Source organism: Stenotrophomonas indicatrix, from assembly GCF_050573115.1.
GTDB classification, from domain to species: domain Bacteria; phylum Pseudomonadota; class Gammaproteobacteria; order Xanthomonadales; family Xanthomonadaceae; genus Stenotrophomonas; species Stenotrophomonas lactitubi_A.
In genome coordinates this window covers 238224-257530 of the sequence record NZ_JBNYZT010000002.1, presented here as the reverse complement: position 1 = coordinate 257530, position 19307 = coordinate 238224, and the positions used below count along the sequence as shown (strand labels likewise).

23 protein-coding genes are annotated in these 19307 nt (G+C 65.3%); 18 read left to right on the top strand and 5 right to left on the bottom strand.

What is annotated here, in order from left to right; translation table 11 throughout:
• Positions 1-10 precede the first annotated feature (10 nt).
• The gene (locus ACQ5SA_RS07175) at positions 11-889 is read left to right on the top strand and encodes a PhzF family phenazine biosynthesis protein (RefSeq protein WP_499313683.1); all 879 of its coding nucleotides are present in this window, start codon (positions 11-13) and stop codon (positions 887-889) included.
• 87 nt (positions 890-976) lie between these two features.
• On the opposite strand, the gene ACQ5SA_RS07170 is transcribed toward ACQ5SA_RS07175, so the two are convergent.
• On the bottom strand, positions 977-1408 hold the full coding sequence (locus ACQ5SA_RS07170) for an OsmC family protein (RefSeq protein ID WP_019659396.1): 432 nt from the start codon (positions 1406-1408) through the stop codon (positions 977-979).
• A gap of 370 nt (positions 1409-1778) precedes the next feature.
• Here ACQ5SA_RS07170 and ACQ5SA_RS07165 point away from each other — a divergent pair, with 370 nt between their 5' ends.
• The 4 genes from ACQ5SA_RS07165 (at position 1779) to ACQ5SA_RS07150 (ending at position 4059) form a co-directional block, all read left to right on the top strand.
• Complete coding sequence (locus tag ACQ5SA_RS07165; protein ID WP_089239384.1) at positions 1779-2180, top strand: HU family DNA-binding protein; 402 nt, start codon at positions 1779-1781, stop codon at positions 2178-2180.
• A 293-nt stretch (positions 2181-2473) separates the two neighbouring features.
• On the top strand, positions 2474-2782 hold the full coding sequence (locus ACQ5SA_RS07160; protein ID WP_099819298.1) for a DUF3861 family protein: 309 nt from the start codon (positions 2474-2476) through the stop codon (positions 2780-2782).
• 170 nt (positions 2783-2952) lie between these two features.
• A complete protein-coding gene (locus ACQ5SA_RS07155) occupies positions 2953-3381 on the top strand; it encodes a hypothetical protein (RefSeq protein ID WP_343245325.1) in 429 nt (142 codons plus the stop codon).
• Positions 3382-3462: 81 nt separating this feature from the next.
• Entirely contained in the window at positions 3463-4059 is a 597-nt protein-coding gene (locus tag ACQ5SA_RS07150; protein WP_089239378.1) for a YceB family lipoprotein, read from the top strand.
• 91 nt (positions 4060-4150) lie between these two features.
• Here ACQ5SA_RS07150 and ACQ5SA_RS07145 read toward each other — a convergent pair whose 3' ends face one another.
• Complete coding sequence (locus tag ACQ5SA_RS07145; RefSeq protein ID WP_089239376.1) at positions 4151-4618, bottom strand: SET domain-containing protein; 468 nt, start codon at positions 4616-4618, stop codon at positions 4151-4153.
• 210 nt (positions 4619-4828) lie between these two features.
• Between ACQ5SA_RS07145 and ACQ5SA_RS07140 the strand changes: the two genes are divergently transcribed.
• From ACQ5SA_RS07140 to ACQ5SA_RS07115, 6 genes are all read left to right on the top strand, one after another.
• Complete coding sequence (locus ACQ5SA_RS07140) at positions 4829-5284, top strand: SUF system Fe-S cluster assembly regulator (protein ID WP_025873978.1); 456 nt, start codon at positions 4829-4831, stop codon at positions 5282-5284.
• A 17-nt stretch (positions 5285-5301) separates the two neighbouring features.
• On the top strand, positions 5302-6777 hold the full coding sequence (gene sufB, locus ACQ5SA_RS07135; RefSeq protein ID WP_499313679.1) for a Fe-S cluster assembly protein SufB: 1476 nt from the start codon (positions 5302-5304) through the stop codon (positions 6775-6777).
• A gap of 64 nt (positions 6778-6841) precedes the next feature.
• Positions 6842-7606: a Fe-S cluster assembly ATPase SufC gene (gene sufC / locus ACQ5SA_RS07130; protein WP_499313677.1), complete on the top strand. Its 765-nt coding sequence runs from the start codon at positions 6842-6844 to the stop codon at positions 7604-7606.
• Entirely contained in the window at positions 7606-8868 is a 1263-nt protein-coding gene (sufD, locus tag ACQ5SA_RS07125) for a Fe-S cluster assembly protein SufD (protein ID WP_499313675.1), read from the top strand. The genes sufC and sufD overlap by 1 nt, the downstream gene beginning before the upstream one ends.
• Positions 8865-10121, top strand: coding sequence for a cysteine desulfurase (locus ACQ5SA_RS07120; protein ID WP_499313673.1), 1257 nt, complete (start codon positions 8865-8867; stop codon positions 10119-10121). The genes sufD and ACQ5SA_RS07120 overlap by 4 nt, the downstream gene beginning before the upstream one ends.
• Before the next feature lie 274 nt (positions 10122-10395).
• Positions 10396-10680, top strand: coding sequence for a hypothetical protein (locus ACQ5SA_RS07115; RefSeq protein WP_353099645.1), 285 nt, complete (start codon positions 10396-10398; stop codon positions 10678-10680).
• Between the two features lie 691 nt (positions 10681-11371).
• On the opposite strand, the gene ACQ5SA_RS07110 is transcribed toward ACQ5SA_RS07115, so the two are convergent.
• From ACQ5SA_RS07110 to ACQ5SA_RS07100, 3 genes are all read right to left on the bottom strand, one after another.
• Positions 11372-11911, bottom strand: coding sequence for a hypothetical protein (locus ACQ5SA_RS07110; RefSeq protein ID WP_499313671.1), 540 nt, complete (start codon positions 11909-11911; stop codon positions 11372-11374).
• 436 nt (positions 11912-12347) lie between these two features.
• Positions 12348-12617: a hypothetical protein gene (locus ACQ5SA_RS07105; RefSeq protein WP_353099641.1), complete on the bottom strand. Its 270-nt coding sequence runs from the start codon at positions 12615-12617 to the stop codon at positions 12348-12350.
• 240 nt (positions 12618-12857) lie between these two features.
• A complete protein-coding gene (locus tag ACQ5SA_RS07100) occupies positions 12858-13259 on the bottom strand; it encodes a hypothetical protein (protein ID WP_499313669.1) in 402 nt (133 codons plus the stop codon).
• A gap of 124 nt (positions 13260-13383) precedes the next feature.
• Between ACQ5SA_RS07100 and ACQ5SA_RS07095 the strand changes: the two genes are divergently transcribed.
• The 7 genes from ACQ5SA_RS07095 to ACQ5SA_RS07065 all read left to right on the top strand — a co-directional run bounded on the left by ACQ5SA_RS07095 (position 13384) and on the right by ACQ5SA_RS07065 (position 19305).
• Positions 13384-13923 carry a GNAT family N-acetyltransferase gene (locus ACQ5SA_RS07095; protein WP_353099638.1) on the top strand — a complete coding sequence of 180 codons (540 nt, stop codon included), beginning with the start codon at positions 13384-13386 and terminating at the stop codon, positions 13921-13923.
• Positions 13920-14252 carry a non-heme iron oxygenase ferredoxin subunit gene (locus ACQ5SA_RS07090; RefSeq protein ID WP_499313666.1) on the top strand — a complete coding sequence of 111 codons (333 nt, stop codon included), beginning with the start codon at positions 13920-13922 and terminating at the stop codon, positions 14250-14252. Before ACQ5SA_RS07095 ends, ACQ5SA_RS07090 begins: the two co-directional genes overlap by 4 nt.
• A gap of 161 nt (positions 14253-14413) precedes the next feature.
• The gene (locus ACQ5SA_RS07085) at positions 14414-14821 is read left to right on the top strand and encodes a hypothetical protein (protein WP_499313664.1); all 408 of its coding nucleotides are present in this window, start codon (positions 14414-14416) and stop codon (positions 14819-14821) included.
• Positions 14822-14975: 154 nt separating this feature from the next.
• On the top strand, positions 14976-17258 hold the full coding sequence (locus ACQ5SA_RS07080; RefSeq protein WP_499313662.1) for a TonB-dependent receptor: 2283 nt from the start codon (positions 14976-14978) through the stop codon (positions 17256-17258).
• A 71-nt stretch (positions 17259-17329) separates the two neighbouring features.
• Complete coding sequence (locus ACQ5SA_RS07075; RefSeq protein WP_499313660.1) at positions 17330-18049, top strand: tetratricopeptide repeat protein; 720 nt, start codon at positions 17330-17332, stop codon at positions 18047-18049.
• A gap of 10 nt (positions 18050-18059) precedes the next feature.
• On the top strand, positions 18060-18737 hold the full coding sequence (locus ACQ5SA_RS07070; protein ID WP_499313658.1) for a Fe2+-dependent dioxygenase: 678 nt from the start codon (positions 18060-18062) through the stop codon (positions 18735-18737).
• Between the two features lie 172 nt (positions 18738-18909).
• A complete protein-coding gene (locus ACQ5SA_RS07065) occupies positions 18910-19305 on the top strand; it encodes a hypothetical protein (RefSeq protein WP_499313656.1) in 396 nt (131 codons plus the stop codon).
• Positions 19306-19307 lie beyond the last annotated feature (2 nt).

Sequence of the window (19307 nt, the reverse complement as noted above, 5' to 3'; positions counted from 1 at the left end):
TTCCCGCCTGATGTCCGCACGCCGTTTCCTGCAGCTGGATGTGTTTTCCCCGCGCCCGGGCGCTGGCAATCCGCTGGCTGTCGTGCTCGATGCCGAGGGCCTGGACGATGCGGCAATGCAGGCCATCGCCCGCTGGACCCGCCTGCCCGAAACCACCTTCGTATTCCCGCCACAGGCGGCCGGCGCCAGCTATCGGCTGCGCATGTTCAGCCCGCAGAAGGAAGTTCCGTTCGCCGGCCATCCCAGCGTTGGCACTGCCCATGCGGCGCTGCAGGCAGGCATCGCCGTGCCGGTCAACGGGGTACTGGTGCAGGACGGCATCGCCGGGGCGCTGCCACTGCGGGTGACCGGCGAAGGCGCACAGCAGCGCATCGCGATCCGTACGCCGCGTGCACAGCTGGCCGAGACCGCGGTTGCCGACGATCCGCGCCTGCAGCCTGCCCTGCAGGGCTGGCCGCTGGGTGCGCTGCCGCCTGCGCGCATGCAGGGCGGACGCAGCTGGTGGGTCGTGCAGGTTGCGGACGAAGCCGCGTTGCGCGCCCTGCGCCCCGATTGGGATGCGATCGCCACGCTGGCTGAATCGACCGACAGCATGGGTGTGTTCGCCTATGCCTTTGCCGATGGCAGCGAAGGCTACGATCTGGCCGTGCGCGCCTTCGTCGGCAATGGACGCCGCTTCGAGGATGCGGCTTCAGGCGCGGCCAACGCCGTGCTGGCGGCTTGGCTGGATCTGCGTAATGCCCTGCCGCGCGGCCGCCAGCCCTTCGAAGTCAGCCAAGGCCGCGAAGTCGGCCACGATGCGCGCCTGACCCTGTTGGTCGACGAAGACGGCGAGGTCTGGTCCGGCGGTCAGGTGCAGACGGTGATTTCCGGCACCATCGACTGGTGAACGCATGGAGGTAGAGCCGGCTGCTGGCCGGCTGCCACCTCACGCTATGTTTCATGGGGTTGCCGGCCAGCGGCCGGCACTACCCTCTCAGCCCAGCTCGGCTTCCAGGCTGATCGGCACTGCGCTCAGTGCCTTCGAAACCGGGCAGTTCTGCTTGGCGTCATCGGCGATCGCGCGGAACTGCGTCGCATCGATTCCCGGCACCACCGCCTTCACTTTCAGCCGGATCTGCGACAGCTGCGGGCCGCCTTCCATCGACAGATCGACCTTGGCTTCGGTATCCAGCGAGGTCGGGGTGAAGCCGGCTTCGCCGAGTTTGGCCGACAGTGCCATGGTGAAACATCCGGCGTGCGCGGCGGCGATCAGTTCCTCGGGATTGGTGCCCTTTTCATCACCGAAACGGCTGTTGAAGCCGTATCGGGTTTTGTCCAGCAGGCCGCTCTGTGGCGTGCTCAACTGGCCCTTGCCCGACTTCAGGTCGCCTTCCCAATGCGCGGTAGCGTGTCGCGAGATTCCCATGTCCTGCTCCGTTGTGGCTGCGATGAACCAATACCCTGGCACGCGCCGCGTTAGCCCTGCGTCGCTCCGCCGCATGCGCCGCGCCTGTCCCGAGCCAGTGAGTGGACACTTCTTCGCCACCAACCCGGCGCTTTTTCCCTTGTTTTCAGTCATTTCGCCAACCCGACCGCAAACACGAACACTGCGGTGCAGTGCACCACGACACCCGTTTCCCGCACGACCGGCCATGTACTGAATCGGCCTGGATATGAAAAAACATGCACTTTCAGCGCTCCAGGCTATTGGCGGCGCCCAAGAGTTGCCCTACATTGCGCTTGCCGACGGGGTTCGGCGCCGACCAAACAACCAACCGTTCACGGAACAGGAAACCATGGCAAAGACCGCTAAGAAGGCTGCCCCGAAGAAGGCAGTGAAAAAAGTCGCGACGAAGGCTGCTGCCGCCAAGCCGGCCGCTCCGAAGCCGATCAAGGAAGTGCTGACCAAGTCGGGCCTGGTTGCACACATCGCTGAAGTCTCCGGCGTTGTCGCCAAGGACGTCCGCGCTGTGCTGGCCTCGCTGGAAGGCGCTGTCGCTGCTTCGGTGCACAAGAAGGGCGCAGGCTCGTTCACCCTGCCGGGCCTGCTGAAGATCAGCACCGTCAATGTGGCAGCCAAGCCGAAGCGCAAGGGCATCAACCCGTTCACCAAGGAAGAGCAGTGGTTCGCCGCCAAGCCGGCCACCACCAAGCTCAAGGTTCGCCCGCTGAAGAAGCTCAAGGACGCTGCGCTCTAAGCGCGCGCCCTGCAGCGGATACCTGACGGGACGGCCTTGGCCGTCCCGTTTTTTTTGCCCCGCTCTCCAGCAGATCCACGCCACGCGTGGATGCCCTCCCCTGCGACCCCGCAACACAGCGTTTCCCGCGCCCACGCAATCACCTGCACAGGCCCGCCGCCCATGGCCTCGCCCCTGTTTTTCCAGTGCAGGAACGAACCCGGTGGAACACTGCGTGCAGCCCCGGCCATCGCCGCCGGTCAATGCCTTGCCTATGGTGGACATATTCCTCCCCACCAGCGCGAGCACCCCTCATGGCCAGCCCCTCGACCCGCTACCGGATCTCGGTGACCCCGATCGAAAAGGACGGGCACCAGTGCACCGGGCGCTGCACCATCGAACTGGAACACCGCGCCAGCCGCGACCTGATGCGCCTGCTGGAATCAGCCCCGCGCACGGCAGGCCTGAGCGGCGACGAACGTGCCACGCTGGTGGTGGCCACCCAGTTGCTGCGTGACATCGTGCAGCGCCATGCGGACACCGACGGCCATGCACTGGCAGCCATCGCCGCCCAGGTTCTGCCGGCATTGGATGCGCTGGAGCAGCTTCCCTCTTCGCGCTGAGCCGGCCCCGCCCGCTACACTGCCGCCTCCCAGGTCGCCTCGGGGAGGAGGCAGACATGCGTGGTTTTCTTTCCTTGTTGATCCCGTTGCTTGCGGTGGGGTGTTCCAACCCGTCCGCTCCAACCGATTCCAGCACGTCGGACTCAGCCGCCGCTGCAACCGCCCCTGCCGTGCCTACGACGAAGGCGGCATCGGAGGCCGACACGGTCGAGGCGATCCCCATCGACCCGCTGTATGGCGCCGTTGCCATCGGCAGCGAATCGCCCGCGGGAATGCTCAACCGCTACATGCTCGACCTGCTCAACCAGAACAAGGCGCGCAGCGATGCGGCCTGGGCCTATGCCCCGGCCGACCCGCGTCACGCTGACGACGCCGTGCTGCGCCTGTTGCCCGACGTGCGCAATCTGCGCTTGGACAGTGATGTGGCGCTGCCACGCGACGATGGCCAACCGCCGCGCCTGCTGGAAGTGCCGGTGAAGATCCGCGCGGTGACCGCCGAAGGCACCTTCCGCTACCACGGCTGGTACCGCGTACAACCCAGCGCCGACGGCCACGCCTGGCAGATCCAGTCGGCCAGCCTGCAGCCAACGCTGGACTGAACCGTTGCAGCCGTGTGTACCCGCGATTCAGCGGGCAAAGCTACTCTGTAGACCTCTCTGATCCTTCTTCCGGTCACCGCCATGCGCCTGCGTTCCCTGATGACCCGCCTTGCCGCCTCGACCGTGCTGATCGCTGCCGCGATCGGTGCGCAGGCCGCCCCTTCGATCTCCGGCCGTGAACTGGCGGTTGGCGCCAGCGACGTGCAGCAGTATCTGGATGGCAGCTTCCCGCGCACCCAGGACGCACTGGGTGGCCTGATCGCGCTGACCATGAGCCACCCGCAGCTGAGCCTGCCGGCAGGCGAGCGATTGAACCTCGGCATGGACGTGGCGCTGGCCACCGCGGGCGGCAACCCGGCCAAGCTGGGCACCGTGAAGCTCAGCAGCGGCCTGCGCTATGACGCGCAGACCCAGGGCTTCCACCTGCAGCAGCCGACCGTAGATGACTTCACCCCGGCCAACCAGGGTGGCCGTCTGGACTCGCGTACCCGCGGCCTGCTGAACGCATGGCTGAGCGACTACGCCCAGCGCGAACCGATCTACAAGCTGGACCCGGCCGTGGCCGGCCTGCTTGGTGCCCTGCAGGTGCAGTCGGCGCAGGTGAAGAACGGCAAGCTGGTGGTGACCTTCAACCAGAACCTGGGCAACCTGGTGCCGGCCGGCGTGCTCGGCAAGTAAGGTCGTGCTCGGCAAATAAGGTAGTGCCGGCCGCTGGCCGGCAATCCTTTCACGCACGTGCCGGCCAGCGGCCGGCACTACCAGACCCGGATCAGCGCTTAGGCTGCAGCATCGTGCCGGTGCACTTGGGCGAACCGCAACGGCACTCCCAGATCTTCTTCAGCTTGGCGGTGTGCCGTTCGGCCAAAGTGATGCCGTAGTTGTAGGTCAGCTCTTCGCCAGCCTTGATATCGCGCAGCGCCTCGATGAAGACCTTGTCGCCACGACTGTCACCGTCCTCGTTTTCCTCGATCACCGCCTCGCAGTTCGGGTCGCAGCTGTGGTTGATCCAGCGCGCGTCGTTGCCCTTGTAGTTGGCATCGATCACCCAGTCGTCGTTGAGGGTGAACAGGAAGGTATGGCCACTTTCCACATCGCCACTGTCATCGGCATCGACATCGCCGTGGCTGCGCAGCAGGCCCTTGTACTGGATCACGCGCTCGCCCTGCTTGATCGGGGCCACGGAAAACACACCGTTGCCGTGGATGGCGGACTTGCGGGCTTGGATCTTCTTGGGCATCGGCAAGAGACGTTTGCAGCGAAAGGAACGTTGATTCTCGCCCATTCCGGGTGATTGCGAAAATCACCCCCATGCCCCAGCATGTCGCCCCGTCGGCCGCCCTCGGCCGCCGACCTGCAGCGGGCCCCAAGCGCCCGCTGAATGGCCGGGTTGGATGCCGGCGAATAAAAGCGTACAATTTCAGTCCGCTTTAAGAACCACTCGCATCCCATGTTGCGCGTCACCAAGCTCACCGATTACGCCACCGTCGTACTGACCGTACTCGCCGCCCGTCCGGGCGAGGTGCTCAGTGCCACCGAGCTGGCCGAATTCACCGGTCTGGAGCCGCCCACCGTCAGCAAGGTGCTCAAGCCACTGGCCCAGGCCGGCCTGGTTGAAGGCCTGCGCGGCGTCCGCGGCGGCTACCGGCTGACCCGCCCATCGATCGAGATCTCGCTGTTTGAAGTGGTCGAAGCCATGGAAGGGCCGTTGGCCCTGACCGAGTGCAGCCACGATCACCACCAGTGCGGCATGGCGCCCAAGTGCGGCGCGCGCAGCAGCTGGCGGCTGATCAACGACGTGGTCTCCGAGGCCCTGCGCGATGTCAGCCTGGCGCAGATCCTGCCCCCTCTTCCCCTTGTCGACGAAGAACAGCGCCGCACCATCGCTGTCGACGTCGTCTCCTGATCCGTAGGCAGCCCCCCATGGCCACCGAAACCATCGAAACCGTCGCCAGCGACGACACCCCCAACCGCGAGATCCACGAGCAGCTCGGCCGCAAGTATGCAGCCGGCTTCATCACGGACATCGAATCGGACTCCCTGCCGCCGGGCCTGGACGAGGACACCATCCGTGCCCTGTCGGCGAAGAAGGAAGAGCCGGAATGGATGACGCAGTGGCGCCTGGACGCCTACCGCCACTTCCTGACCATGCCGATGCCGAACTGGGCCAAGCTGCAGATCGCCCCGATCGACCTGCAGGCGCTCAGCTACTACTCCGCGCCGAAGGGCCCGAAGTACGCCTCGCTGGATGACGTGCCGAAGGAACTGCTGGACACCTACGACAAGCTGGGCGTGCCGCTGCACGAACGCGCCAAGCTGGCCGGCGTGGCCGTGGATGCGGTGTTCGACTCGGTCTCGGTGGGCACTACCTTCCGAAAGGAACTGGCCGAGAAGGGCGTGATCTTCTGCTCGATGTCCGAAGCCATCAAGGAACACCCGGAACTGGTGCGCCAGTACCTGGGCACCGTGGTACCGGTCGGCGACAACTATTTCGCTGCGCTCAATTCGGCGGTGTTCTCCGATGGCAGCTTCGTGTTCATCCCGAAGGGTGTGCGCTGCCCGATGGAACTGAGCACCTATTTCCGCATCAACGCAGGCCACACCGGCCAGTTCGAGCGCACGCTGATCATCTGCGAAGAGAAGGCGTACGTGTCCTACCTGGAAGGCTGCACCGCGCCGATGCGCGATGAGAACCAGCTGCATGCGGCGGTGGTCGAGCTGGTGACGCTGGACGATGCAGAGATCAAGTACTCCACCGTGCAGAACTGGTACCCGGGCGACGAGAACGGCGTCGGCGGCATCTACAACTTCGTCACCAAGCGTGCCGAATGCCGTGGCGCGCGCAGCAAGGTCACCTGGACACAGGTCGAAACCGGCTCGGCGATCACCTGGAAGTACCCGTCCTGCGTGCTGCTGGGCGACGACTCGGTCGGTGAGTTCCACTCGGTGGCGCTGACCCATCATCGCCAGCAGGCCGACACCGGCACCAAGATGATCCACGTCGGCAAGCGCACCAAGAGCAAGATCATCAGCAAGGGCATCAGCGCCGGCCGCGGCCAGAACACCTACCGCGGCCTGGTGACGATCGACCGCAATGCCGACGGCGCGCGCAACTACACCCAGTGCGATTCGCTGCTGATCGGCAAGCAGTGCGGCGCCCACACCTTCCCCTACATCGAGGTGAAGAACCCGGGCGCCACCGTCGAGCACGAGGCCACCACCTCGAAGATCTCCGACGACCAGCTGTTCTACTGCCGCGCCCGTGGCATCAGCCAGGAAGACGCGGTGTCGATGATCGTCGACGGCTTCTGCAAGCAGGTGTTCCGCGAACTGCCGATGGAGTTCGCGGTGGAAGCCAAGAAGCTGCTGGAAGTCTCGCTGGAAGGGTCGGTGGGTTGACCCGCCTGCTGCCTTCGTTCTGATTATTCAGCCACGCATGGCGTGGCTCTACTGGATTCGTATCATGCTGAAGATCGACAACCTCCACGCCCGCATCGGCGACAAGGAAATCCTCAAGGGCCTGTCGCTGGACGTTCAGCCCGGCCAGGTGCACGCCATCATGGGCCCCAACGGCGCCGGCAAGTCCACCCTGGGCAATGTCCTGGCCGGCCGTGACGGCTACGACGTGACTGAAGGCAGCGTGCAGTTCGAAGGCGTCGACCTGCTCGACCAGGACCCGGAAGCGCGCGCCGCTGCCGGTCTGTTCCTGGCATTCCAGTACCCGGTGGAAATCCCGGGTGTGAACAACACCTACTTCCTGCGCGCCGCGCTCAACGCCCAGCGCAAGGCGCGCGGCGAGGAAGAACTGGATTCCATGCAGTTCCTCAAGCTGGTGCGGCAGAAGCTGGCCGTGCTGCACCTGAAGGACGAACTGCTGCACCGTGGCGTCAACGAAGGCTTCTCCGGTGGCGAGAAGAAGCGCAACGAGATCTTCCAGCTGGCCGTGCTGGAGCCGAAGCTGGCGATCCTGGACGAAACCGATTCGGGCCTGGACATCGATGCGCTGAAGAGCGTGGCCGACGGCGTCAACGCACTGCGCAGCGCCGACCGCTCGTTCCTGGTCATCACCCACTACCAGCGCCTGCTGGACTACATCAAGCCGGACGTGGTGCACGTGCTGGCCGATGGCCGCATCGTCAAGAGCGGTGGCCCGGAACTGGCGCTGGAACTGGAAGCGCACGGTTACGACTTCCTGAAGGACCGGGTCGTGCCCGAGGCGGCGGTCTGATGAGCGCCCTGCTCGACTCCATGGCCCAGGCCTTCTGCGGCAGCGATGCGCGCCGCGAAGTGCTCGACAGCGTGCTGCGCGACGGTCTGCCCGGCGCACGCAGCGAAAGCTGGAAGTACACCTCGCTGCGCCAGCTGGAGCGCCGCAGCTTCGCCGCCGCACCGTTGGCCCCGGCGCTGCTGGATGCCGCCGTGCTGGAGGACATCCCGGCGCCGCGCCTGGTGTTCGTCAATGGCCGCCTCAACGACGCGCTTAGCGACGTGCAGGGCCTGCCGGCCGGCGTGCAGCTGGAAACGCTGTCTTCTGCGCTGGCCGCTGGCGAGGACGCCGTGCGCTTCCTCGGCCGCCGTTACGAGCGCAGTGACGACGTGTTCGCCCGCCTCAACGCCGCCCTCGCCGATGAAGGCGTGGTGCTGCGCGTGGACGACGGCATGCAGGTCGAGGTGCCGCTGCAGCTGGTGTTCGCCAGCGTCGCCGGCGACACCGATCTGGCCTGGCACCATCGCCACCTGATCGAACTGCGTGCCGGCGCCAGCCTCGGCGTGGTCGAGCACCGCTTCAGCGTCGGTGATTCGGCGCACCTGGACAACACCGTGCTGCACGCCCATGTCGCCCGCGATGCGGTGCTCAAGCACGCCCGCGTGCAGGCGGGCAGCGCGCGCCAGACCAGCTTCCTGCGCACCGACGCGGTACTGGCCAAGGACGCGCAGTACCACCGCGTGGACCTGGAGCTGGGTGCCGCGCTCAGCCGCCATGAACTGAACGTGCGTCTGGAAGGCGACAACGCCCAGCTGACCGCCAATGGCGTGCTGCTCGGCACCGGCCGTCGCCACGTCGATACGCGCCTGGGCATCGACCACATCGCCCGCGACACCAGCGCCGAGCTGCAGTGGCGTGGCGTGGCCGCCAACCGCAGCCGCGTGGTGTTCCATGGCGGCATCCAGATCCGTGCCGGCGCCGATGGCACCGACGCCAACCTGTCCAACAAGAACCTGCTGCTGTCTGCCGACGCCGAGATCGATACCCAGCCGACGCTGGTGATCGACGCCGACGAAGTGAAGGCCGCACACGGCGCCACCGTCGGCCAGCTCGACGCCAACGCGTTGTTCTACCTGCGTTCGCGCGGCCTGCCGCAGGCCCAGGCGCAGGCGCTGCTGAGCGCCGCGTTCTGCCACGAGCCGCTGAAGGTGCTGCCCGAAGCGCTGCGCGAGCAGCTGGCACGTCGCTTGGACAAGGCACTGGCTGAGGCGGGCGTGGCATGAACCTGTCCACCCCGCGACCGATCGAAGCGCCTGCCGATGCCCCCGACTGGGCGCGCGTGCGCCTGGACTTCCCGCTGCTGATGCGCGAAGTGCACGGCAAGCCGCTGGTCTATTTCGACAACGCCAACACCGGCCAGAAGCCGGTGCAGGTGATCGGCGCGGTGGACGAGTTCTACCGCCGCTACAACGCCAACGTCAGCCGTGCGGTGCACGCGCTGGGTACCGAGGCCACCGACGCCTACGAGGGCGCGCGCAACAAGCTGGCCCGTTTCCTCAACGTGCGCAGCAACGATCTGGTGCTGTGCAGTGGCACCACGTTTGCGATCAATCTCGTTGCCTACTCCTGGGCCCTGCCGCGGCTGAAGGCCGGCGACGTGATCCTGGTTTCGCGCATGGAGCACCACGCCAACATCGTGCCGTGGCAGCTGGTCGCCCAGCGCACCGGCGCCACCATCCGCGTGGCCGAGATCACTCCCGACGGCGCGCTGGACCTGGATGCGCTGCGCGCGGCGATGACCCCCGAGGTCAAGCTGCTGGCCGTGGCCCATGTCTCCAACGTGCTTGGCACCATCAACCCGGTGCGCGAGATCTGTCGCGAAGCCCGCAAGCGCGGCATCGTCACCGTGGTCGACGGCTCGCAGGCCGCACCGCACCGCAAGGTCGATGTCACCGCCATCGGCTGTGACTTCTACGCCATCACCGGCCACAAGATGTGCGGCCCGACCGGTACCGGCGCGCTGTGGGCGCGCCGCGAACACCTGGACGCGATGCCGCCGTTCCTGGGTGGCGGCGAGATGATCAAGGAAGTCAGCTTCGACGGCACCGTGTTCAACGATGCCCCGCACAAGTTCGAAGCCGGCACCCCCAACATCGCCGGCTTCATCGGCCTGGGCGTGGCCGCCGACTATCTGCAGAACGTCGGCCTGGACCACGTGGAAGCGCGCGAAGCCGAGCTGCTGGCCCACTTCACCGAAGAGCTGCGCGGGGTCGACGGCCTGCGCATCATCGGCGAGGCACCGGAAAAGGCCGCAGTGGTGTCGTTCCTGATCGACGGCGCACACGCGCACGATCTGGCCACCCTGCTGGATCTGGAAGGCGTGGCCGTGCGTTCCGGCCAGCACTGTGCGCATCCGCTGCTGCAGTACTACGGCGTGGCGGCGACCTGCCGTGCGTCGTTGGCGTTCTACAACACGCACGAAGAGATCGAGCGGTTCATGACGGCGTTGACGAAGGTGCGGAAGTTGCTGGGGTGAGGCTTCAGTAGCCGCTGGAAAGATACGAACGCCACGGGAGATCGTGGCGTTCTTTTTTGTCGGCTTACTATGCCGAGCTGCAGCACCAAGACCGCAAACGTCAGCTGCCCGATCTGGCACTGTGCAGCGACACGACCTCCGCGATCAATCCGGTGACGTCTGCCGCGGCAGTAGGCCGGGGAGGATCCTGATCTCGCAAGCCGCAGTCCATGCGACCACATGAGCCCCCGGGCGGCGGTTGCGTGTCCACCCGATCAACGCATGCCCTTCAAGCATGAAAAAGTACAAGCGCTGCGCATTGCTGCAGGCTCATGGACAGTATTCATCCAAGGGCCATTTCACAACCCTGCAGTCACTTCAAGTCTTCCAGATCCAGCGCCACTTCCCCGAAAGCGGCACGTGGCACTGGCCCGGGGATCCGCAGAGATCGGACATCAAGCGGAGCATGGATTTCGCCGAGAAGCAGATCGTCAGTCGACGCATCCTTTTTCCTCAGCTTGAACGTCCCGGCTACGGACACCCACGAATACGCATGCTGATCAAACACGCGGCGCTGTAGATCTACTGGCCCTCGGATTCGAACCTCAGTCTCGTCCGTCACTCCAGCCTCGAACGACTCTTCGCTTGAGCTCAATACAAAGAGTCCCCGACTCACCCCGAGATACCCCTCCACCCGAACGGATTTGCCGTCGTACCGGTCGGGATTCGTTGCGAGCGCTCTGAAGCTCACTCGACAAACCGGACGATCACTGACTCCACACGCAGTTGTGCGGGCCACCTGCCCTTCCTCCTGATGCCCACAACCGGTTAGAAGGATCAACACGATGAAAGCCGTGCAGAGCATTTTATTAAACATTATCTCGGAATCCTCCACCCTTTCAGAAACAGCCACGTCACTGACGCAGCACCTTCACAGCGGCACTCGCATTCAACGGCGCGGGAGGCCTTCGAGATAGGGCCCGAGGCCAACAACACCCTCGCCATCACCGATCAGATCCCCTTTGACAATCGTGCATGAAGCTCCCATTGCTCAGCTAACAGAACCGCGACGCCTGCAGAGCTTTTTCAACGTCCTCACGCCCCCCTGTTCGAGCACGTCAAGTACCCCAATCGCGCACAGAGGTGTGGCCCCAGCCACTCTGACGCCGTAGAGGTCCAGGCATCCCATGCCGCAGTCGGAACCCCGTATCAAGCCAGCCCAGAACCCGATCGGCGTTGCATCAGGATTCCAGACAGGATTCCAGCAGTACTCAGAACTGATACTGAGCCTTCTTCCCGAGGAGCAGCGCCATGAGCGGCCCCAGCATCACGCGGATACAATCCACAGCGAGCGCCCTGCCGTGTTGCCCCATTTTTCGTGCGACCCGCGAATAGCCAAAGAATCCAGCGAATCGACCTTTGAGTGCCGCCTTGATGTATAGACGCTTGGCCGCCAAGCCATCCGCGGGCGAACACTCCTCGTAAAATTTTGCAAATCCAAGAATCAGCTCGGGAGCCACCTCAAATTCCGCGGCGCTTTCCAGGTAACGAAGCGCTCTCGAAAAATCGCCCAACTTCATGGATACCCTTGCCAGATTTGAAAAAGCAATCGAACAAGGGGCGATGAGCGAGACGCGCCGATAGCTGTCAAGGGAGGCAGCCAAATCCATATCCACCCCCGCCCCTCCATCCTCATAGACCATCCCTCGGCATAGATATCCATCCAAGCGCTCGGACTCATCTTCTGAAGAAATCATGGCTTCAGCCAACAGAAGAGCTTGACGTGCGCTCCCCTCGGATAGCAGGCCCATTGCGGACTTGAATTGCTCGCTAGCCCGTCTCACGGATTCTTGCTCTCTTTCATTCTCACTTTACTCTCACGAATCGCTCCTTCTTTAGCCTGCTGCAACCTCTCACTCTGCTGAATTCTCTGGAGGGTTGGCGGCTTTCCAGAAGTGCACACGGTGAGCGCAATGCAAGCGCTATACAGACTCTCCCTTGCCGTATTCGATCGTATCACTGCCGAGCCAGCTACGACTGGTGCCCAACTACCGGAGCAGCGCTTCCCGCCAGGCCTGCGGCCGGCGGCCGGCGGCGATGCGGTAACAGTCAAGGCCGGCAAGGTAACTGTCCGAGTGAGCTCACCAGCCGCGATGGCATTTGGAATAGAAGTGTCGCGGCGCAGAACTTCAGGATCGGGGTCAGATTCCGTTCCATCGCGAAAGGAATCTGACCCGGGCTTGTTCGCTAGCGGGTGACGTCTGTGACCTTGCAGACACCTTTTCCGATCTCCACTTCGATGCCTGCCTGCAGATTTCGCGTCAGGTACACATCGCCGTGGCAAGCAACCTCGCGTCCCGCCTCCAGATAGCGAACAGATACTGACGAATCCTGCTCGATCGCAAGCGTCACCGATACCTGTGCATCTGCATTGATCGATCCGATTTCATCGATTCGACCGCCTGCGTCCACCCGCACCGTATCAATGCGGTGGGAGCCCACATTCTTCACGACCACGACGGTGTCCGTCAGCCATCCGCACGCCGAAATCGTGAGAACTGCTACTGGCAGCACTGACCGCCGTAGCATTCGACATGCGATGGCCACGCGATCCCCGCCACACTTCACGCCTATCATTGACTCTCACCTCCCTGCGAATCTACGTCGTACTGCAGCATGGAACATGCACTACCGTCCGCGCATGCCTCGGTGTTGCCTTCTATAGCCTATGGATGATACGCAAAGCGCCGCGGGCCACTAACCGAGATGCCCCTTGCCGAACGGAGCGCCGGGCACCGCCGCCGACACAATCCCGGTCAGCTCAACGGCCTGTTCCGATGGCAGCATCGTCGGCGCAATACCGTCCACCCAGATGCTCGCAGCCGCCCAGGGATCCTGTACCGGCGGACCAGGATGCAGCGCAGACATTTCAAATCCGTCCACAAAGCCACCTCGCACGCGCACCGACCGCCCCTGGTAGCGCGTCGGATGCGCGCGCAGCTCCTCCTGCGCTACCGATAGTGCGCGGACCGGGTCGAAACCCGGGCACCCCATACTCGTGGGCGCAACACTGCCAAATTCGCCACCTCTTGGCATTCGGGCCAGAAGCAGCACGGCCAGTGCGGTCAATGCCAGCGCAGCTCCCTTCGACACATGCATGCACTGACCCCGTGGGGAATTCGATGAACGGCAAGGATAGCCCCTGCCGACGGGTCCCTTTCCCACGTGCAGGGCTCTGACCCCGGCCATTTGCGCTCGCCCGCGCCCCACCTAAAATGCCCCCATGAGCACCCTGACCTTCCGCGCCGCCACGTCGGCCGACATCCCCGCCCTGATCACCCTGGTCACCTCGGCCTACCGTGGCGACGCCAGCCGCGTTGGCTGGACCACCGAAGCCGACCTGCTGGACGGCGCCCGCATCGACGCCGAAGGCATCCAGGGCGACCTGGACCGCCCGCGCTCGACCATCCTGCTGGCCGAACGCGACGGCCAGCTGGTGGCCTGTGCCCACGTCGCCGATGCTGACGGCAAGGGCTACTTCGGCATGTTCTCGGTCGATCCCAGCCAGCAGGGCGGCGGCGTCGGCAAGCAGCTGATGGACGCTGCCGAAGCCCACGCCGCGCGCGAATGGAACGTGCCGGTGATGCAGATGACGGTGATCGACGTGCGCGACGAACTGATCGCCTTCTACGAGCGCCGCGGCTACCAGCGCACCGGCATCAAGAAACCGTTCCCGTATGGCGACGAACGCTTCGGCATCCCCAAGCGCGACGACCTGCGCTTCGAGATCCTGGAAAAGCCGCTGGCCGGAGCCACCGCGTGAGCGAGGCCTGGACCTTTGTCTGCGCCGGCGCCGAACTGCTGCCCGGCGAAATGAGGAGCGTGTTCGACGAAGTCACCGGCACGCCGATCGTGGTGTTCAACCTCGACGGCGACCTGTATGCGCTGGAAGATCAGTGCACGCATGAGGAATTCGAACTGTCCTCGGGCGAGTTCAATACCGCTGAGGGCAGCGTCGAATGCGTGCTGCATGGCGCGCGCTTCGACGTGCGTGACGGCCGCGCCCTGTGCGCGCCGGCCTATACGGCGGTGCCGAAGTTTCCGGTGAAGCGCGAGCACGACGCGGTGTGGACCCGCGACGACCGCGGTTGAAGTAAGGGCATCCACCCATGGGGTGGATCTACTGGCGGGCACCTGGAAGGCCTTTGAGGGGCCCTGCGGGCCACGCGGAACCGGATGCCGGACCCGTACATGCGAATCATTATCGTTGATGTTATCCTACGTAACATCTTCGTAATGCCCCTGCCTGCGCCATGGCTTCGTCCGCGCCCATCGCCACGCTGTGCCAGCTCGCCCGTCAGGGGTGGCCGCTGCTCGTGGCCGCGCTGCTGACGCTGCTGCTGGGCTGGTCGGCGCTGCACGAAGGACGCGGTGGCGGCCACGCCGCCAACGCAGGCTGGCAAGCGCATCTGCACGATATCGAGCAGGTCGCCCCGCTGCCGGCCCCTTCCGGCGACGAATGCCCGCACCACGCCGCCCCCGCCCCGGAACCTCCGGTGGATGGTGAAGGCGGTACGCCCTGCGCCGGCACCGCCCCGCCGCGTGCTGCGCTGGTGGCCCACATCCCGTTGTGGCACTCCGATGCCCTGCGTTGGCAGCTGCACGACCCCTCGCTGCGCCTGAATCCCGGGCACGCACCTCCGGCACCGCACGCCATCTGAGGCGCCCTGCGGCCGTTGCCGCGCGCCTGATTGCGTTTCCGGCCAGCCGAGCATGGCTCGGCTCTACAGAACCCACCTCCTGCCTGCCGCCGCGCGCCCAGCCGTGCTGGCCGGCCCTCGCTCATTCCCTATCCAAGCCACCGCCAACCTACCCATGACCCACATCAAGACCCGCAAGTACGCACCTCGCGTTTCGGTACTGGCCACCGCCACCCTCGCCGCCGGCTTCGCGCCGCTGGCCGCACAGGCGGCCGACGATGCCGGCGCCAGCAAGGCCACCGAACTGGACAAGGTCCAGGTGCGCGGCAGCTGGTTCAATCCGTCCTCGCCGAAGTTCACCGCCGCCCTGCTGGACACCCCGAAGTCGGTCTCGGTCGTCTCGGAAAAGCTGATCGCCGAAACCGGTGCGACCAACCTGCAGGATGCGCTGCGCATGGTTCCGGGCATCACCTTCGGTGCCGGCGAAGGCGGCAACCCGACCGGTGACCGCCCCTTCATCCGCGGCTTCGACTCGCAGAGCAACATGTTCGTCGATGGCCTGCGCGACGTCGGTTCGCAGACCCGCGAAGTGTTCGACCTGGAGCAGGTGGAAGTGGTCAAGGGCCCGAGCTCGGCCTACGGCGGTCGTGATTCCGGTGGTGGCAGCCTCAACCTGGTCAGCAAGACCCCGAAGCTGAAGAACGAGACCACTGCCAGCATGGGCATCGGTACCGACAGCTATGCACGCGGCACCGTGGATGCCAACTACGTGCTGGGCGATGGCATCGCCGCGCGCCTGAACCTGATGAAGCACGAGTCGGACATCGCCGGTCGTGACGCCGCCAACGTCAGCCGCTGGGGCATCGCGCCGTCGATCGCGTTCGGCCTGAACGGCCCGGCGCAGCTGATCGCCAGCCATTACCACATGCAGAGCGACGACCTGCCCGACGCGGGCGGCTTCCCGTACGGCAACCCGAACGGCGCACCGGTGTCGAAGTGGGTCGACGGCCGCCCGATGGTGCCCGACCGCAACAACTACTACGGCCTGGTGGATCGCGATTTCCAGCGCACCCGCGCCGACATCAGCACCCTGGACGGCAGCTACGACTTCGGCGCCCACAAGCTGCGCAACATCGCGCGCCTGGGCAACACCAGCAACGATTACCTGTGGACCCAGCCGGACGACAGCCAGGGCAACCCGAACAACTACGGCACCTTGTGGCGTCGTACCAACAGCCGCGCGGTGGACGTCAAGAGCTTCGCCGACCAGCTGAGCCTGACCGGCGCGTTCCAGACCGGTGCACTGAAGCACAGCTACAGCGCCGGCCTGGAATACAGCGACGAGAAGATGACCCGTGGCAGCTACCTGATGACCCCGGGCACCAACAACCCGCTGACCAACAGCAGCAAGTGCCCGACCACCGGCGCTGCCACCGGCTACAACTGCACCAGCTTCGACAACCCGAACCCAAATGATCCGTGGGCGGCCACCCATGCGGTGTACCGCAGCGACAAGGCACTGGACGTCGAGCAGCGCACCAAGACCAAGTCCGCCTATCTGTTCGACACCATCGAACTGAACGCGCAGTGGATGATCAACGTCGGCCTGCGTTACGACGACTTCTCCACCAGCCTGACCACCCCGGTGGCCGGCAAGGCGCCGACCCGCGTGCGCAACGACAATGACTTCCTGAACTACCAGGCCGGCATTGTCTTCAAGCCGACCGCCAACGGCAGCATCTACCTCTCCTACGGCACCTCCTCCACCCCGCCGGGCATGGACGGTGGCGACGGTTCCGATGGCCTCAGCGCGACCGTGGCCGACCTCAAGCCGCAGGACACCAAGAACCTCGAACTGGGCACCAAGTGGGACCTGTTCGACAACCGCCTGAACCTGACCGCGGCGATCTTCCACACCGTGATGGACAACGCGCGCGTGACCGTGGACAACGGCACCAGCCAGAACGCCGGCAAGAAGGAAATCAACGGCGTGGAAGTGGGCTTCACCGGCCAGCTGACCGATGCCTGGAGCCTGTACGGCGGCTACACCTACCTGGATTCGGAACTGAAGGACAACGGCTTCGTCTGCGCCGTGTCCGGCCGTACCTGCCCGTCCAACGTCTACGTGCCCTCGCCGTACAACGGCAACGTGTTCCCGAACACCGCCAAGCACAGCGCCACGCTGTGGACCACCTACCGCTTCCCGTTCGGCCTGACCGTTGGCGCCGGTGCCAACTACTCCGACAAGCAGTACGGTGATGTGGCCAACACCAAGTGGATCCCCAGCTACACCCGCTTCGACGCGATGGCCAGCTACGCGATCCAGGACAACATCAGCCTGCAGTTGAACGTGCAGAACCTGGCCGACAAGACCTACTTCACCAAGGCCTATGCGTCGCACTACGCGAGCATCGCTCCGGGTCGTTCGGCCACCCTGGCACTGAACGTGAAGTTCTGATGTAACCCGCAGCACCCACACGGTGGCAGGATCTCCTGCCGCCGTTTTTTGTTTCCGGCGATACTCCGCGCATGGCTTCCAACACCCCGTTTGATTCCGACGCCCTGGCAGACCTGCTGCTGCGCGACCCGCAGTCCGCCTTCGCGCACGTGCGCGATGCGGCACAGGCCGGGCAGGTCGAGGCGCAGCTGCTGCTGGCGCAGATGCACATGGAAGGCAAAGGCACGCCCGAAGACGTTGCTGCGGCCCTGCTCTGGTACGAGACCGCAGCCAACAACGGTGCGCCGATGGCGATGAACATGCTCGGCCGCTGCCATGAGCTCGGCCAGGGCACCACCGCCAATCCTTCGCTTGCCGCGGTCTGGTACCGGCGCGCGGCCGACACTGGTCTGGATTGGGGCCTGTACAACCTCGCGAACCTGCTGGCCACCGGCCGTGGCGTGCCGCAGGACCGCGCACAGGCGCTGGCGCTGTATACCCGCGCGGCGCATCTGGGCCACGCCAAGTCGATGAACCTGCTGGCCCGGCATCTGGAGGACGGACTGGACACCGTACGCGATCCGCAGGCGGCGCTGGCGTGGTATCGGCGCGCGGCCGAGGCCGGCGATTTCCGCGGCCAGGCCAATTACGCCTCGATCCTGCTGCAGGCCGGTGAAATCGAACAGGCCGTGCACTGGCTGCAGTTGGCGCTGCAGCACGGCAGCCCCGCCTTCATCGCGCATATCGTGCCCGAGCTCGCCGCCTCCCCCCACCCGCAGGTGCGCGCCCTGGTCGCACCGTCTGCTTGCTGAGGACTTCCGCATGCTGCTGCACATCCCCGACATCCTCAGCGCCGAACAGGTCGCCGACACCCGCCGCAGGCTCGATGCGGCAGACTGGACCGATGGCCGCGAGACCGTCGGCCACCTCGGCGCGCAGGCCAAGCACAACCAGCAGCTGCCGGAAGCTTCGCCGCTGCGCCGCGAACTGGGCGAAACCATTCTGGTCGCGCTGGCACGGCATCCGCTGTTCTTCAGCGCAGCGTTGCCGCTGAAGTACCTGCCGCCGCGCTTCAACCGCTACAGCGGCGGCGGCACCTACGGCTTCCACGTCGATGGCGCGGTGATGAACCTGGCCAACGGCGAGCAGCTGCGCTCGGACATCTCCTGCACGCTGTTCCTGTCCGACCCGGACGAGTACGACGGCGGTGAACTGATCATCAGTGACACCTACGGCGAGCATGAAGTGAAACTGCCGGCCGGTGATCTGATCGTGTATCCCTCCAGCAGCCTGCACAAGGTCAACCCGGTCACCCGCGGTGCGCGCGTGGCCTCGTTCTTCTGGGTGCAGAGCATGGTCCGCGACGATGTGCAGCGGCGCCTGCTGTGGGAGATGGATACCTCCATCGAACGCCTGCGGCAGACCGATGGCGATGCCGACGCGGTGCTGCAGCTGACCGGCGTGTACCACAACCTGCTGCGACGCTGGAGCGAGGTCTGAGCCGATCAGGCCACCCCGGCGACAACTTGGCAATCATTCTCATTTGCAACGGCTAACGGGTCTCATTACAATCACGCCCCGTTGACGCCGGATGTTCCGGCCAGCCAGGGATTTCCGCTTGCGTCGCCCGTTCCGCCCTCGCCCGTTTCGGCTTGTACAGCTCGGCACCGCCATGCGCGGCCGTCGGCCTGCGCTGGCCAGCCTGCTGGCGTGGGTGGCGATGTTGACGCTGTTGCTGGGCACCCTGCCCTTGCTGCCAGTGGCCCACGCTGCTGCCGCTCAGGCGCTGCAGCAACCGCTGGAAGAGCGCGGCGGCGAAGGCCCCCTGCAGGAAGAAGCGCCGGCCAAGCTGCGGCGCTGCGCATCGGCACCGGCCAAGTCCACAGACAAGCCTGCGCCGCCGCTGCTACTGGCCAGCCACTGGCTGCGCACCGAACTTGATCTCGTTCCCTCCGCGTCGGCTCCATCCAGCGCGCGTTCGCACTGGCCATTGGCTGCACCAGACATGCCGTGGGCCGATGCGCCCGGGCGTCGCCAGCAACGCGGCCAAGCGCCGCCGCTCGCCTGATC